The sequence below is a fragment of the Neisseria sp. HMSC064D07 genome (assembly GCF_001837185.1).
In the GTDB taxonomy this organism is placed as follows: domain Bacteria; phylum Pseudomonadota; class Gammaproteobacteria; order Burkholderiales; family Neisseriaceae; genus Neisseria; species Neisseria flavescens_C.
In genome coordinates, this window is record NZ_KV831701.1 from 153,784 (window position 1) to 166,425 (window position 12,642).

A 12,642-nucleotide genomic window follows, 5' to 3' on the forward strand; every position below is an offset into this window, starting at 1 on the left:
CCTTGCTTTGCAACTTAAATTTCTTAAAAATATATTCAATATAGATTCAATGCCGTTATACTTGGATTCTTTTCATCCCTTCCCTATGCACATCATGAAAACACTACGCTCTCTTTTTGTTATCGGCTTGTTAACCACCAGCTTACCCTCCCAAGCGACGGCTGCCAATAATGCCACAAATAATCAAGCCAAAATAGATTTAGTCAAAAAGGTTTATCTATCTAAAGTGGATTTAGGCTCTGAACACAATCGTGTTACTACGCCTGAACTACAAAAAATCATCCGACAATTCAATAAATTCGACACAAATATCCGTAAGCAACCCGATATGGAGTTGGGGTGTGACATGCCGATACATTACTACTTGGGCTTTGGTCAGGATCATCCTGACAACTTCCATAAAACCTTGCAAGTCAAGGTCACGTCTCCCCATACCGTCCGGGCAACATTTAAACAATTTGACGGCCATAGGGTCGGTGCAGATTTCACGTTGAAATGTACAGAAAACCGTTGTTTGATAGATGATTTTAAGATGATTGGCGATCAAACCAGCATCAAAACCGATTACAAACTTGTTTTACGCAAACAAAAATGTGAGTGAGCCAACAAAACAAAAGGGCTGCCCAAACAAATGGAGCAACCCTTTGATTTTGAAATCAAGGTCGTGAAGGATGCGGATTTAAGCGTACAGGCGGCAAATTAGGTTTTCCGTATTGGGAAACAGCTTGTCTGCCTGAAGCCGCCTTCCCTGACTGCATGACGCCGCTATCGTTGCGTATTGGATGTGCGGCATACTCGTCTTGATTTAATTGTGAAACTTCTTCATTGACTTCATGCTCTGCCACAAGTTCATACTCATTATCGTATGCCTTACTCTTGCCAAGCCGAACTTCCCCTCCCGCCATAGCGGATACGGAAAACACAGATAACATGATGATTATGCTGATTTCTTTCTGCATAATATTCTCCTTTTCTCAAATATTGCTTCTTTATCATTTCTTTAATTTATGCCACAAAAGCAAGTTCCAAAGAAACCAGTTTCTTTGGTCGTTTGAAGAATCTATTTAAGCACAAAACCTGCATCAATACATATCCGTTATTAGAAGTTTATTTTCCATATAAACAAGGCCGTCTGAAAAAATCCTAAAAACCGAGTACAATCCGCCACATGAAAAAACGTACCAACCCCCTCCCCCTTTTAGACGGTGTCAAACCCAGCTACTTGGTTTTACCGCATGAAAAGCAGTTTTACGGCTTGCCGCTGCTGCATTTTTTATGCGCTCATTTTCCCTTTGTCGGCAAAGAAAACTGGCGGCGGCGGCTGAACAGCGGTTTTGTGGTGGGCGCGGATGGCGTACTGTTTGATGAGAATACTTTATTCGAGCCCGGTAAGACGATGTTTTATTACCGTGAAACCAGCCGTGAGAGCGAGCCGCGTATTCCGTTTGAAGAAAAGATTTTGCATATTGACGAGCATTTGATTGTAGTGGACAAACCGCATTTTCTGCCCGTCATCCCCAGCGGCAGGTTTTTGCGGGAAACCTTGCTCACGCGCCTGCGTCTGCGGCCGGAATTGCAGCATTTGAATGTTGAAGACATTACGCCGATTCATCGCTTGGACAAAGATACGGCAGGCGTTATGCTGCTTTCGCTCAACCCTGCCACGCGTCGTGGTTATCAGACCATGTTCCAAGAAAAAACCGTCCGAAAAACCTATGAAGCGGTGGCGCCGACGCGGACGGATTTGGACTATCCGCTGCATATTTCGTCACGAATGGAACGCGGCGAAAAATTCTTTCTCACGCGGGAAACGGAAGGCGAACCCAACGCCCACACAACCATCGAGCTTATCGAAAACCGCGGCGCATTCAGCCTCTACCGCCTCACACCGCATACAGGAAAGAAACACCAGCTCCGCGTGCATATGATGAGTTTGAACATGCCGTTGATGAACGATGCGCTTTACCCTACCCCATTGGCGGCCGGCGAGGAAGACTACGACAAACCTTTAAAACTTTTGGCCAAAAGAATAGAGTTTACTGATCCTGTCAGCAGAGAAATCCGCGTATTTGAAAGCAGCTTTACGCTTTAAGTTATCCAATCCAATAAAAAAGGCCGTCTGAAATTTTTCAGACGGCCTTTTTGTCACGGAATCATTTGATTAGTGATGAATGCAGCTGCACTCTTTGTTCATATCAATCACCATACGGCCGGTAATTTTACCTTCGCGCATTTCTTGGAAGATAGCAGGCGCTTCATCCAAAGCACGCAATTCGACTTTAGGCACAACCAAACCTTCTGCGCCAAATTGGAATGCTTCTTCCAAATCTTTGCGGGTACCGACCAGAGAGCCGACCACTTCGATGCCGTCCAATACCAAGCGTGGGATAGACAAGTCCATAGACTCAGGCGGCAAACCAACCGCAACAACACGGCCACCTGCGCGGACGCAATTCACGCCTGAGTTGAAGGCGGCAGCAGATACGGCTGTTACAACGGCTGCATGTGCGCCGCCGGTTTTCTCTTGGATGACTTGAGCCGCATCTTCTTTGGCGGCATTGATCACCAAATCCGCACCGGTTTCTTTGGCAAAAGCCAGTTTTTCATCGTTGACGTCAACGGCAACAACGTGCGCGCCAAACACTTTTTTCGCGTATTGAACCGCCAAGTTGCCCAAACCGCCTGCGCCGTAAATCGCAATCCATTGGCCCGGACGAACGCCGGAAACTTTAATGGCTTTATAAGTGGTTACACCGGCACAAGTAATGCTGGAAGCTTGCGCAGGATCCAAACCTTCAGGAACTTTGACCGCGTAATCGGCACTCACGATACAGTGGGTCGCCATACCGCCGTCGGCAGTATAGCCTGCGTTCAATACAGAGCGACACAAGGTTTCGCGGCCGGTATTACAGTATTCGCAAGAACCGCAGCTTTGGAACAGCCATGCGATGCTGACACGGTCGCCGACTTTCAGATTTTTCACACCGTCGGCAACTTCTTTAACCAAACCGATGCCTTCATGTCCCAGCACGCGACCCGGTTTGTCGCCGTAATCGCCTGCCGCAACGTGCAAGTCGGTGTGGCAGACGCCACAATACTCAACTTCCACCAACGCCTCGCCGTATTCCAGCGGACGCAGTTCGCGTTCAACAACTTCTACATCACCTGCTACATCTTTATTTACTACCACAGCATGCATTTTCATGAGAGAGTCTCCTAGAGTGTTGAAAAACTGTTTAGCTATAAATGAGAATACTCCCCATATCCGAAGCCGTCAACCCATAATCTTTTTTAAAACAATAAGTTATAATGTTATACCATAACAAAATCTATTTAAGCCGTATAAATCTTTAAATATATTAACAAATATACTTTCATTTCAATCAAATCCTTTATTTTTCAGATGGCCTGCTACATAAAACAACATTGCAAATGTAAATTTTGAGAATATTCTCATTTTTAGTACTTGAACTTAAAAAGAAAAAAGCATAAGCTGTTTTTCATGGTGTGAAACACCTATTCCCATTCATTAAGGAGACAGCATTATGGCAAAAGATTTAAATGTGTTTGATAAAGAATACGGCCTTTTGATCAACGGCGAATGGACAAAAGGTAGCGAAGGCAAACTTTTATCCTCTTACAACCCTGCCAATGGCGATGAGTTGGCTAAGTTCACAGACGCAACCGATGCCGATGTCGATGCTGCCGTAGCCGCTGCGCAAGAAGCGTTCAAAACATGGCGCAAAACCACGACTGCCGAACGCGCGGCCATTTTGAACAAAATCGCCGATGTAATCGATGAAAACGCCGAATTGTTCGCCCTGCAAGAAACCTTGGACAACGGCAAACCGATCCGCGAAACCCGCGCCGCCGACGTGCCTTTGGCTTCCGACCATTTCCGCTATTTCGCCAGCGTGATCCGCGGCGAAGAAGGCACTGCGACCCAACTTGATGCCGAAGACCTGTCCATCGTTTTGCGTGAACCGATCGGCGTTGTCGGCCAAATCATTCCTTGGAACTTCCCATTCTTGATGGCCGCATGGAAAATCGCTCCGGCATTGGCCGCAGGTTGTACCATCGTCATCCACCCTTCTTCCAGCACTTCATTGAGCCTGTTGTCCCTTGCTCAAAAAATCAACCACTTGCTGCCTAAAGGCGTGTTGAACGTGATTACCGGCCGCGGTTCCAAATCCGGCGAATACATGCTGCACCACAAAGGCTTCAACAAACTGGCCTTTACCGGCTCAACCGAAGTCGGCCGCCGCGTCGGCATCGCTGCTGCTGAATTACTGATTCCGTCCACTTTGGAATTGGGCGGCAAATCTGCCAACATCTTCTTCGACGATATGCCTTTCGACAAAGCCCTCGAAGGCGCGCAAAAAGGTATTTTGTTCAACCAAGGCCAAGTGTGCTGCGCCGGTTCGCGCATTTTTGTACAAGAAGGCATTTACGACAAATTCGTCAATGCTTTGGCTGAAGAATTCAAAAAAATCAAAGTCGGCCTGCCTTGGGAAGACGACACCCAAATGGGTTCTCAAGTCAATGCCGGTCAACTCGAGACCATTTTGAAATACGTCAAAATCGGCGAACAAGAAGGCTGCCGCATCATTACCGGCGGTAAAAAAATCGAAGGCGAATTGGGCAAAGGCGAATTTGTCGAACCGACTTTGATTGAAGCCAGCAGCAACGAAGCCCGTGTTGCCCAAGAAGAAATCTTCGGCCCGGTTGCCACCGTGATTAAATTCAAAACCGAAGAAGAAGTCATCAAAATGGCCAACGACAGCGAATACGGCTTGGGCGGCGCAGTGTGGAGTACCGACATCAACCGCTGCCTGCGCGTTTCCAACGCATTGGAAACCGGCCGCGTTTGGGTAAACTGCTACAACCGCCTGCCTGCCGGCGCGCCGTTTGGCGGCTACAAAACTTCGGGCATCGGCCGCGAGACCCACAAAATGATGCTCGCCGCTTATACGCAGGTGAAAAACATTTACATCTCCACCCGCGAAGAGCGCGAAGGCTTCTATTGATTGAATGTTCGCATGATAGCGGTTTAAACATGATAGGGCAGTTTGAAAACTTTTCAAACTGCCCTATTAATTACACAATAACTTTTTTAGGAGATAAATTATGTCGAAACACAAAACACGTTACATTCTGCCACTGCTGGCCGTGATGGCATCCGCTGCCTGTGTCAGTGCAGCAGGGTCATCTGATAAAGCTGCAAATGCCGTTAAACCGAAACAGGAAAAGAATCTTTGTCCCGAACCTGTTGACCAAATGGATGAAGATTGTTTAGAAATTACTCTGCTGAAACTTGAAAACAAACTGGACATGAAGTACAAAGATTTATTTCGACGTGCCGCTGCCAAAGACCGAAAACTTCATGGCATGACAAAACAGTATTTTACAAGCATCCGCTCAAAATGGAAGGCTTATCAGGACGAACTATGTTACGACCCGACGGTAACGACCGATTTGAAAACACCGGCGGATCGGATTCACACTCTTTGCGCTATCGAACAGACGCAGCTTCATTTAAAAGCATTGGAACGTTTTTAATTTTTATAGGAGACTGATATGTCGAAACACAAAATCCGTTGCATTCTGCCGTTTCTGGTAATAATGACATCCGCCGCCTGTGTCGGTGCGGCAGGTTCGTCTGATAAAGCTGCAAATGCCGTTAAACCGAAACAGGAAAAGAATCTTTGTCCCGAACCTGTTGACCAAATGGATGAAGATTGTTTGAGGCTTACCCTATTAGATTTTGAAATTGCATTAGATAAGAAGTACGAAGATTTATTTCGACGTGCCACTGCCAAAGACCAAAAACTTCATGGCTTGACAAAACAGTATTTTGCAAGCATCCGCTCAAAATGGAAGGCTTATAAGGAGGAACTTTGTTCCGACCCGACAATCACAACCGATTTGAAAACTCCTTCAGATAAAATCCTCTATCTGTGTGACGTTCAACAAACACAATATCACTTGAAAGCATTGGAACGTTTTTAATTTTTATAGGAGACTGATATGAGTCGTTTTACAGGCGGAGACCATCTGAAACCGGAAGACGGTTTGAAATACTATATCCATCAAGCCATGATGGTAAACGAATTGTCGGGCGGGCGCGGCGCGTACAAAATATCAAATGCGGAGAAGGCTGCCAGCGGTCCGAGTTTCGGTCCTATCCAGTACGACATAGGCGGCAATAATGAAGGGAGGAATTTGTTGGAACGGATTGCGAGAGAGGCAGCAGACTCAAAAGGCAACCGTTTTATTTCCGATAATGAAATAAAGCAGATGCAAATCCATCTATACAAGCCATTCAATAAAATGTCTGCCGAAGACAAACAGGTGTATCAAAATCTGAAACCGAAATTGAATCAGGCTTTGGCTTCCGAAACCGGTATCTCATTAATCAATCGGGATTATGTTAAAGTTCTTAATAAAAAAGTTGGTGAAGTCCATAAAGTTATTTCTAAAATCACAAATCTTGAAAACAAGCAATTCCTGCAATCCAATATGCAGGCACAAGTCTTTATTGCCGATATAGGCAACCAATATGGCAAAAAAGTAAACGAAGCTTTGGTGGAGTTCCTCAGCCAGAGTAAAGAAGATAACGGAGTAAGGCTGCCGGGAGGACGACAGGTCAAAGTCGAAGGCAAACTGGATATGGAAGATTTAAAAAACTTCCGTATGAATACGGCTTACGGCGTCAAACATCCCGCCGATGCCCGTCGCAGAGACAAACACATCGAGGACGTTACCGCTCCGACCCGTGAAAAATCGCTATCCCAAGCAGATAAATTCCATACCTTGGTTCAAGGCTTACTCAACGATAAGGACGGCTCTTTCGCCAAACAGGTTTTGGCGGAAAACCGCGAAGTTGTTGATGCTTTCAATGCTAAAGTACAGGAAAGAATGGAACAGGAACGGCAACAAACGGCAGCGAGGGAAATTTCTGTGCAGCAGAATCCTGCGGAAAGGGAATTGGGAGGACGGTCTTTCGGCTGACCGTTCCACATGAGGCCGTCTGAAACTTGTTTCAGACGGCCTTGCTTTATTCTGTTTCTCAATAAATGCTTTATATCTTTCTCAAAAAAAGCCCCATCACTTTCTCTCCGGCTACAGCAAGCAACGCGCCGGCCACAACCACCATAGCACCCACATAGCTGACGATATTCATATCTGAAGCGGCAAAATAATCGGGGGCGAGATGATGGCCGATGGTGGAAAATATCATGGTGAATACGGGAATCAGCGTGGTTACGATACTGACTTTTGAAGCGTCCCAATGGTTGAGTGCTTCGCCGAATGAACCGTAGCCGATCAGCGTGTTTAAGCAGCAATAGATAAAGCAGCCCCATAAAAACGGATTGCCGATATGTGCGATTTGCAATGGTTCGGCAAACGGCAGGAAAACAAAGCTGCTGCAAAAATAAATCATGAGCAGGATTTGTTGCGAATTGAAATGTTTGGACAAAAGTTTTTGCGCCACACCGTAGCATACCCAAATCATGCTGCCCGAAGCTGCCATCATCACGCCGACCGCGTAGCTGCCCAAGCTGAAAAGTTCGCTGAATTTGTCGTTGAAAAACATGACCAAACCCGTCAGCAAAAGCATCAAGCCGATTTTTTGCCAATGCGTAAAGGCTTCTTTAAACACGCCTACGCCGACCAAAATCATGGTAAAGGGCGAGAGCTGCCACAACACCTGCGTGGTTGTCGGCGAGATATAGTGCAAACCCATGGCAACGAGAACGAAATTGGCAGAAATGCCGATAATGCCCAACACCAATAAAAACAAGGTTTGCTTGGAAAATTCAGACGGCCTCGGCAGCTTGCCGGTCAAACCCAGCAATACAAACAACACCAGCGAAGCCACTAAAAAGCGTACCCACACCAGCGTGGGCGCATCGACGGCTTTTAAGGCCTGTTGGGCGATAACCGGCAGCGAGCCCCAAGTCATGGTGGCAAGCAGCGCCAATGAAAAGCCGAGCCAAGGTTTTTGTTTCTTCATTTTTCAGACGGCCTTTGTTTACGCGGCTTCCCAGTAATCGATATAAAGCTGCAATTCAAGATTATTCCGCCATTCGTTGGCAACGGGGCGGTACACCGTGCGGATGTATTCGGGAATGTCTTCGCTGCAACGCCAAAACATGGCTTCAAATTCGTAGCCGTCTTTTTGCAGCCAGACTTTTTTGTGTTTGCCTTCCGCACCCAAAGGTTGCTGGCGGATAACGTGAAATTCGTCGGTAAAACTCGGCGGAGCGAAGCCCTGCCCCCAAACGTGTCGGGCAAGGTTCTGCGCCTGTTCCAGCGTAATATCGCGGGCGGGCAGGCTGCCGTCGGTAATATAGGTTTGCGACAAATCGTCTTCGCACACCATCTCGCGCACGGCTTTTTCAAAGGCCGTCTGAAATGCAGGAATATTGTGTTCAAGTATGCTCAAACCTGCCGCCATCGCGTGTCCGCCGAATTTCAAAATCAAATCGGGATGGCGCTTGGATACCAAGTCCAAAGCATCGCGTAGGTGCAGATTGGGAATGGAGCGTCCCGAACCGCGCACTTCGCCGTTGTCGGCAGGCGCAAACACGATGGTTGGACGATAAAAGCGGTCTTTGAGGCGGCTGGCAACAATGCCGACCACACCTTGATGGAAGTCATCGCGATATGCCACCAAAGTCGTCTGCCCTGGAGGCAGGGTTTCAGGAAAATCATTCAGCGCGTCTTGTAGCATGGATTGCTCGATTTCGCGGCGCTCGATATTGAGGTTGTTTAACTGCGCCGCCAGTTCCTGCGCCTCGGCATCATCTCGCGCCAACAGACAGGCAATACCGACCGACATATCGTCCAGCCGTCCGGCCGCATTAATGCGTGGGCCCAACGCAAAGCCCATATCGAAAGGCTGAGCCTTGCGCCAATCCCGTCGCGCTACTTCAAACAAGGCGCGGATGCCGGGGCGCATTTTGCCCAAACGCATCCGTTTCAAACCTTGAGACACGAGGATACGGTTGTTGTGGTCTAATGTAACGACATCGGCGACGGTACCAAGTGCGACCAAATCCAAAAGGTCGCCCAGATTCGGCTCTTTTAGGCCGTCTGAAAAATAATTGCGGCGGCGCAGTTCGGCACGCAAAGCCATCAATACATAAAAAATCACGCCCACGCCCGCCAAGCTTTTGCTTTGGAAACCGCAGCCTTTTTGGTTTGGATTGACGATGATGCAGTCGGGTACGGTCTCGGCAGGCAGATGGTGGTCGGTCACAATCACATCCAAACCCAATTCCTGCGCACGCGCCACGCCTGCAATGCTGGCAATACCGTTATCCACCGTTACCAACAAATCCACACCTTGCTCAGCCGCGATTTCAGCCAGTTCGGGCGTTAAGCCGTAGCCATGTTCAAAGCGGTTGGGCACAAGGAAATCCACTTTCGCTCCCATCGCCGCCAAACCGCTCATACCGACGGAACACGCCGTCGCACCGTCTACATCGTAGTCGGCGACAATCAGGATTTTTTCCTGACGCTCAATCGCATCCGCCAAACGGCCGGCGGCGGCTTCGCAGTTTGTCAGCGTTTGATACGGCAAAAGCGCAGCAAGTTTGTCGTCCAACTCGGCCGGACTTTGCACATCACGCGCAGCACACAGCCGCGCAATCAAAGGATCGGTACCGGCAGTAAGCAAGTCGTTAAAAACAGTCGGATTAATGGAACGTGTTTGGATTTTGACGGACATGGTGTGTGGGATTAAATAGAGAGAAAATTAATATTTTTGAAGCGTTTATTTTAAGGAGGAGGCGTCTGAAACCTGCAATCCGTTTTCAGACGGCCTTGGATATTATTTGCGTGAAGCATCAACAATTTTACCAATCACGACAAAGGGAACTGCTATTACTGCGCCGACTGCGTCCAAAGCCAATGTGAATGGCGTTTGCAGGATATTCTCCGTCAACTTCTGAACATCGGTGCTTTTTTTGGTTTCCGTATAATAAATTCTGACCGGAACGGCAGTGTCAAAACGGTAGTCTTCGGCAACATTTTTCGGCGTCGCATAATAATGACCTTCGGTAGAAATACACCGCGTATAGACAGTTTTGTCATCGAGCTCAACCGACTTAAACGCCAACTGTTTCAACTTGGCAATCTCGGCAGCTTTTTGAGTATCGTAACGCAGGCAGAAATCCGAGCGGAAAGTTTGCGCTTTAGGAGATTTCAATTCGACCGGCAAAGCCTCATACACATATCTTGGGTTTTGCTGAACCATTTGAAACTGTTTGTCCAATTTAACATCCAAGACTGCCTTCAATTTGGCCGAATCTTTAGGATTAACGACAAACCAATATTTTTTGCCCATCATGACCAAGCTGCCTGTTTCCAGTTGCGTATTGTCTTTGGCAACCACGCCAAATGCTTGAATATTGTCTTTGGCAACGGTTTTTTCGGTTGTGGTTTTATGGAACGGGTTGTTCTCTCCCCAAAGAAAGGCAGTACATCCATTGAGGGTCAATACACCAACCAGCAAGACGGTTGCAGAGTGGCGAAATTTCATAGTCATCCTCCTTCAGTATTACGATACAGGCCGTCTGAAAACCGCAATCCGTTTTCAGACGGCCTTACGGTTTATTCTTCCCAATCCTGTCCTTCTTCTGAAGCATCAGATTGACCGGCCTCCATCACTGCTTTAATTTCTTGGAACAGCGCGCGGAAGTTTTTCGGCGGTTTGTTTTGTTCCTGCTCTTTTTTAGTGTTGCGGATCAAGGTGCGCAATTTACCGGCGTCGGCTTGCGGAAAATCGGCCATAAATTGGGTAATTGCGCCATCGTCTGCCAACAGTCGGGTACGCGCCTGCTCGACGCGTTGCAAAAAGGCATTGTGCGCCGTATTGTCGCCGCGCAGTTTGGCCAAAAAGGCTTCGATGGGCGCAGGGTCGGTATCGCGCATCAGGCGGCCGATAAATTGGGCTTGGCGTTTGAGCGCGCTGTTGGACGTAATTTTTTTATAGGTGGCGATGGCCTCGAACAGCTCTTCGTCCAAGCCGATTTTTTTCAGCGTATCGCTGGAGAGCTTGGTCAATTCCATACCCAAAGCCTGCAAATCGTTCATCTGCTTTTTCATTTGGGTTTTGCTGACCCATTCGTCTTCTTGTTCAAACATTGTGTTTCCCTGATTTTCTGAATCTGCCTATTTTATCAGTTTTCAGACGGCCTTTCCGTGCGATTTTTGCAGAGGCCGTCTGAAACGGTTAAAATGCCGCAAAACCCTGTCAGGAAACCTTTTTATGCTGTTTAACCACACACCGGACGAGCTGTTGCGCTTGTGCGGACACACGCTGGATTTGGCCAAACAATCCGGCGCCACCTCGGCCGAAGCCGATTTCAGCGAGTCGCTCGGCCAAAGCGTCAGCGTGCGCTTGGGCGAAATCGAACAAATCGAGTTCCAACAAGACAAATCTTTAGACATTACGGTCTATGTCGGCCAACGCAAAGGCCGCGCCAGCACTGCCGACTTCTCCGAACGTGCCCTGCAAGATACGGTCAAAGCCGCCATCGATATTGCACGCTATACCGCCGAAGACGATTGCGCCGATCTTGCCGATGCTGCCTTGATGGCAACCCATATCGGCGACCTCGACCGCTACCACGAATGGGATTTGAGTACCGAATCCGCCATCGATTTGGCCAAGCAATGCGAACAGGCTGCGCTGTCAACGGACAAACGCATTGAAAATTCCGAAGGCGCATCGGTTCATACCGGCCATTACCAATATGTTTACGGCAACACCCACGGCTTTGCCGCACACCAGCAAAGCACGCACCACAGCATTTCTTGCAGCGTGGTCGCCAGCGACGAACACGGCATGCAGCGCGACTATTGGTATGATTCTTCCTGCCGTCACGAAGACATGGACGCGCCCGAACTCATCGGCCAAACTGCAGCCGAACGGACTTTACGCCGTCTGAACAGCCGCAGCGTTCCGACCGGCAGCTATCCCGTACTGTTCGACACCACCGTCGCAGTCGGTTTAATCGGCCACCTTATCGGCGCACTCAGCGGCGGCGCGCTTTACCGTCAAAGCAGCTTCCTGATTGACAGCATCGGCAAACAGGTGCTGCCCGAGTTTCTCAGCCTGCGCGAAGAACCGCATATCCTGCGCTCGTTCCGCAGCACTTATTTCGATGCCGAAGGCGTGGCCACGCAGCCTCGTTTTGTGGTGAAAGACGGCGTCGTCGAAGGCTATTTCCTCAGCAGTTACAGCGCGAAAAAACTCGGCATGCAGACAACGGGCAATGCCGGCGGCGCGCACAATCTGTATCTGAACCACACCCACGCCGCGCAGGCCGACCTGTTGAAAGAAATGGGGACAGGTTTGCTGGTTACCGAATTGATGGGACAAGGTGTCAACGGCATTACTGGTGACTACTCGCGCGGCGCAGCCGGTTTTTGGGTGGAAAACGGCGTCATTGCCTACCCGGTTCAGGAAATCACCATTGCCGGACGTTTGCAGGATATGTACCGCGACATCATCGGCGTGGCAGACGACGCATTACGCCGTTCGTCCAACCAAATCGGCTCCATCTTGGTTTCCAAAATGACAGTTGCCGGCAACTGATTGAACTAAATAGACAAAAGGCCGTCTGAAAG

General features: G+C 48.5%; 13 protein-coding genes. 7 read left to right on the forward strand and 6 right to left on the reverse strand.

Translation table 11 applies throughout. The features are described from left to right. The first annotated feature begins 94 nt into the window (after positions 1-94). Positions 95-601, forward strand: coding sequence for a hypothetical protein (locus HMPREF2608_RS07785; protein ID WP_283122305.1), 507 nt, complete (start codon positions 95-97; stop codon positions 599-601). A gap of 55 nt (positions 602-656) precedes the next feature. Here HMPREF2608_RS07785 and HMPREF2608_RS07790 read toward each other — a convergent pair whose 3' ends face one another. Further along, complete coding sequence (locus tag HMPREF2608_RS07790; RefSeq protein ID WP_070826531.1) at positions 657-959, reverse strand: hypothetical protein; 303 nt, start codon at positions 957-959, stop codon at positions 657-659. Positions 960-1,168: 209 nt separating this feature from the next. Between HMPREF2608_RS07790 and HMPREF2608_RS07795 the strand changes: the two genes are divergently transcribed. Further along, positions 1,169-2,092: a pseudouridine synthase gene (locus tag HMPREF2608_RS07795; RefSeq protein ID WP_070826532.1), complete on the forward strand. Its 924-nt coding sequence runs from the start codon at positions 1,169-1,171 to the stop codon at positions 2,090-2,092. Between the two features lie 69 nt (positions 2,093-2,161). On the opposite strand, the gene adhP is transcribed toward HMPREF2608_RS07795, so the two are convergent. After that, on the reverse strand, positions 2,162-3,205 hold the full coding sequence (gene adhP / locus HMPREF2608_RS07800; protein WP_079453675.1) for an alcohol dehydrogenase AdhP: 1,044 nt from the start codon (positions 3,203-3,205) through the stop codon (positions 2,162-2,164). Between the two features lie 340 nt (positions 3,206-3,545). On the opposite strand from adhP, the gene HMPREF2608_RS07805 reads away from it, so the two are divergent. From HMPREF2608_RS07805 to HMPREF2608_RS07820, 4 genes are all read left to right on the forward strand, one after another. Further along, positions 3,546-5,027, forward strand: coding sequence for an aldehyde dehydrogenase family protein (locus HMPREF2608_RS07805; RefSeq protein ID WP_049344070.1), 1,482 nt, complete (start codon positions 3,546-3,548; stop codon positions 5,025-5,027). Between the two features lie 100 nt (positions 5,028-5,127). Next, on the forward strand, positions 5,128-5,559 hold the full coding sequence (locus HMPREF2608_RS07810) for a hypothetical protein (RefSeq protein ID WP_070826533.1): 432 nt from the start codon (positions 5,128-5,130) through the stop codon (positions 5,557-5,559). A gap of 18 nt (positions 5,560-5,577) precedes the next feature. Further along, positions 5,578-6,009, forward strand: coding sequence for a hypothetical protein (locus tag HMPREF2608_RS07815; RefSeq protein WP_070826534.1), 432 nt, complete (start codon positions 5,578-5,580; stop codon positions 6,007-6,009). Positions 6,010-6,027: 18 nt separating this feature from the next. Then, entirely contained in the window at positions 6,028-7,011 is a 984-nt protein-coding gene (locus tag HMPREF2608_RS07820; RefSeq protein ID WP_070826535.1) for a hypothetical protein, read from the forward strand. Positions 7,012-7,081: 70 nt separating this feature from the next. Here the strand turns inward: HMPREF2608_RS07820 and HMPREF2608_RS07825 are convergent, their stop codons facing one another. From HMPREF2608_RS07825 to yjgA, 4 genes are all read right to left on the reverse strand, one after another. Beyond that, positions 7,082-8,017, reverse strand: a complete 936-nt coding sequence (locus HMPREF2608_RS07825; protein WP_070826536.1) for a DMT family transporter — start codon at positions 8,015-8,017, stop codon at positions 7,082-7,084. 18 nt (positions 8,018-8,035) lie between these two features. Next, a complete protein-coding gene (gene recJ / locus HMPREF2608_RS07830) occupies positions 8,036-9,736 on the reverse strand; it encodes a single-stranded-DNA-specific exonuclease RecJ (RefSeq protein WP_070826537.1) in 1,701 nt (566 codons plus the stop codon). A 102-nt stretch (positions 9,737-9,838) separates the two neighbouring features. Continuing rightward, positions 9,839-10,549 carry a hypothetical protein gene (locus HMPREF2608_RS07835; RefSeq protein WP_070826538.1) on the reverse strand — a complete coding sequence of 237 codons (711 nt, stop codon included), beginning with the start codon at positions 10,547-10,549 and terminating at the stop codon, positions 9,839-9,841. Positions 10,550-10,620: 71 nt separating this feature from the next. Then, a complete protein-coding gene (gene yjgA / locus HMPREF2608_RS07840; protein ID WP_070826539.1) occupies positions 10,621-11,154 on the reverse strand; it encodes a ribosome biogenesis factor YjgA in 534 nt (177 codons plus the stop codon). 124 nt (positions 11,155-11,278) lie between these two features. Between yjgA and pmbA the strand changes: the two genes are divergently transcribed. Further along, positions 11,279-12,610, forward strand: a complete 1,332-nt coding sequence (gene pmbA / locus HMPREF2608_RS07845; RefSeq protein ID WP_070826540.1) for a metalloprotease PmbA — start codon at positions 11,279-11,281, stop codon at positions 12,608-12,610. The last annotated feature ends 32 nt before the right edge of the window (positions 12,611-12,642 follow it).

Excerpts from the sequence above, each read along its gene's own strand:
- HMPREF2608_RS07785 (WP_283122305.1), top strand. The coding sequence starts at position 95 with ATGAAAACACTACGCTCTCTTTTTGTTATCGGCTTGTTAACCACCAGC.
- HMPREF2608_RS07790 (WP_070826531.1), bottom strand. The coding sequence starts at position 959 with ATGCAGAAAGAAATCAGCATAATCATCATGTTATCTGTGTTTTCCGTA.
- HMPREF2608_RS07795 (WP_070826532.1), top strand. The coding sequence starts at position 1,169 with ATGAAAAAACGTACCAACCCCCTCCCCCTTTTAGACGGTGTCAAACCC.
- adhP (WP_079453675.1), bottom strand. The coding sequence starts at position 3,205 with ATGAAAATGCATGCTGTGGTAGTAAATAAAGATGTAGCAGGTGATGTA.
- HMPREF2608_RS07805 (WP_049344070.1), top strand. The coding sequence starts at position 3,546 with ATGGCAAAAGATTTAAATGTGTTTGATAAAGAATACGGCCTTTTGATC.
- HMPREF2608_RS07810 (WP_070826533.1), top strand. The coding sequence starts at position 5,128 with ATGTCGAAACACAAAACACGTTACATTCTGCCACTGCTGGCCGTGATG.
- HMPREF2608_RS07815 (WP_070826534.1), top strand. The coding sequence starts at position 5,578 with ATGTCGAAACACAAAATCCGTTGCATTCTGCCGTTTCTGGTAATAATG.
- HMPREF2608_RS07820 (WP_070826535.1), top strand. The coding sequence starts at position 6,028 with ATGAGTCGTTTTACAGGCGGAGACCATCTGAAACCGGAAGACGGTTTG.
- HMPREF2608_RS07825 (WP_070826536.1), bottom strand. The coding sequence starts at position 8,017 with ATGAAGAAACAAAAACCTTGGCTCGGCTTTTCATTGGCGCTGCTTGCC.
- recJ (WP_070826537.1), bottom strand. The coding sequence starts at position 9,736 with ATGTCCGTCAAAATCCAAACACGTTCCATTAATCCGACTGTTTTTAAC.
- HMPREF2608_RS07835 (WP_070826538.1), bottom strand. The coding sequence starts at position 10,549 with ATGAAATTTCGCCACTCTGCAACCGTCTTGCTGGTTGGTGTATTGACC.
- yjgA (WP_070826539.1), bottom strand. The coding sequence starts at position 11,154 with ATGTTTGAACAAGAAGACGAATGGGTCAGCAAAACCCAAATGAAAAAG.
- pmbA (WP_070826540.1), top strand. The coding sequence starts at position 11,279 with ATGCTGTTTAACCACACACCGGACGAGCTGTTGCGCTTGTGCGGACAC.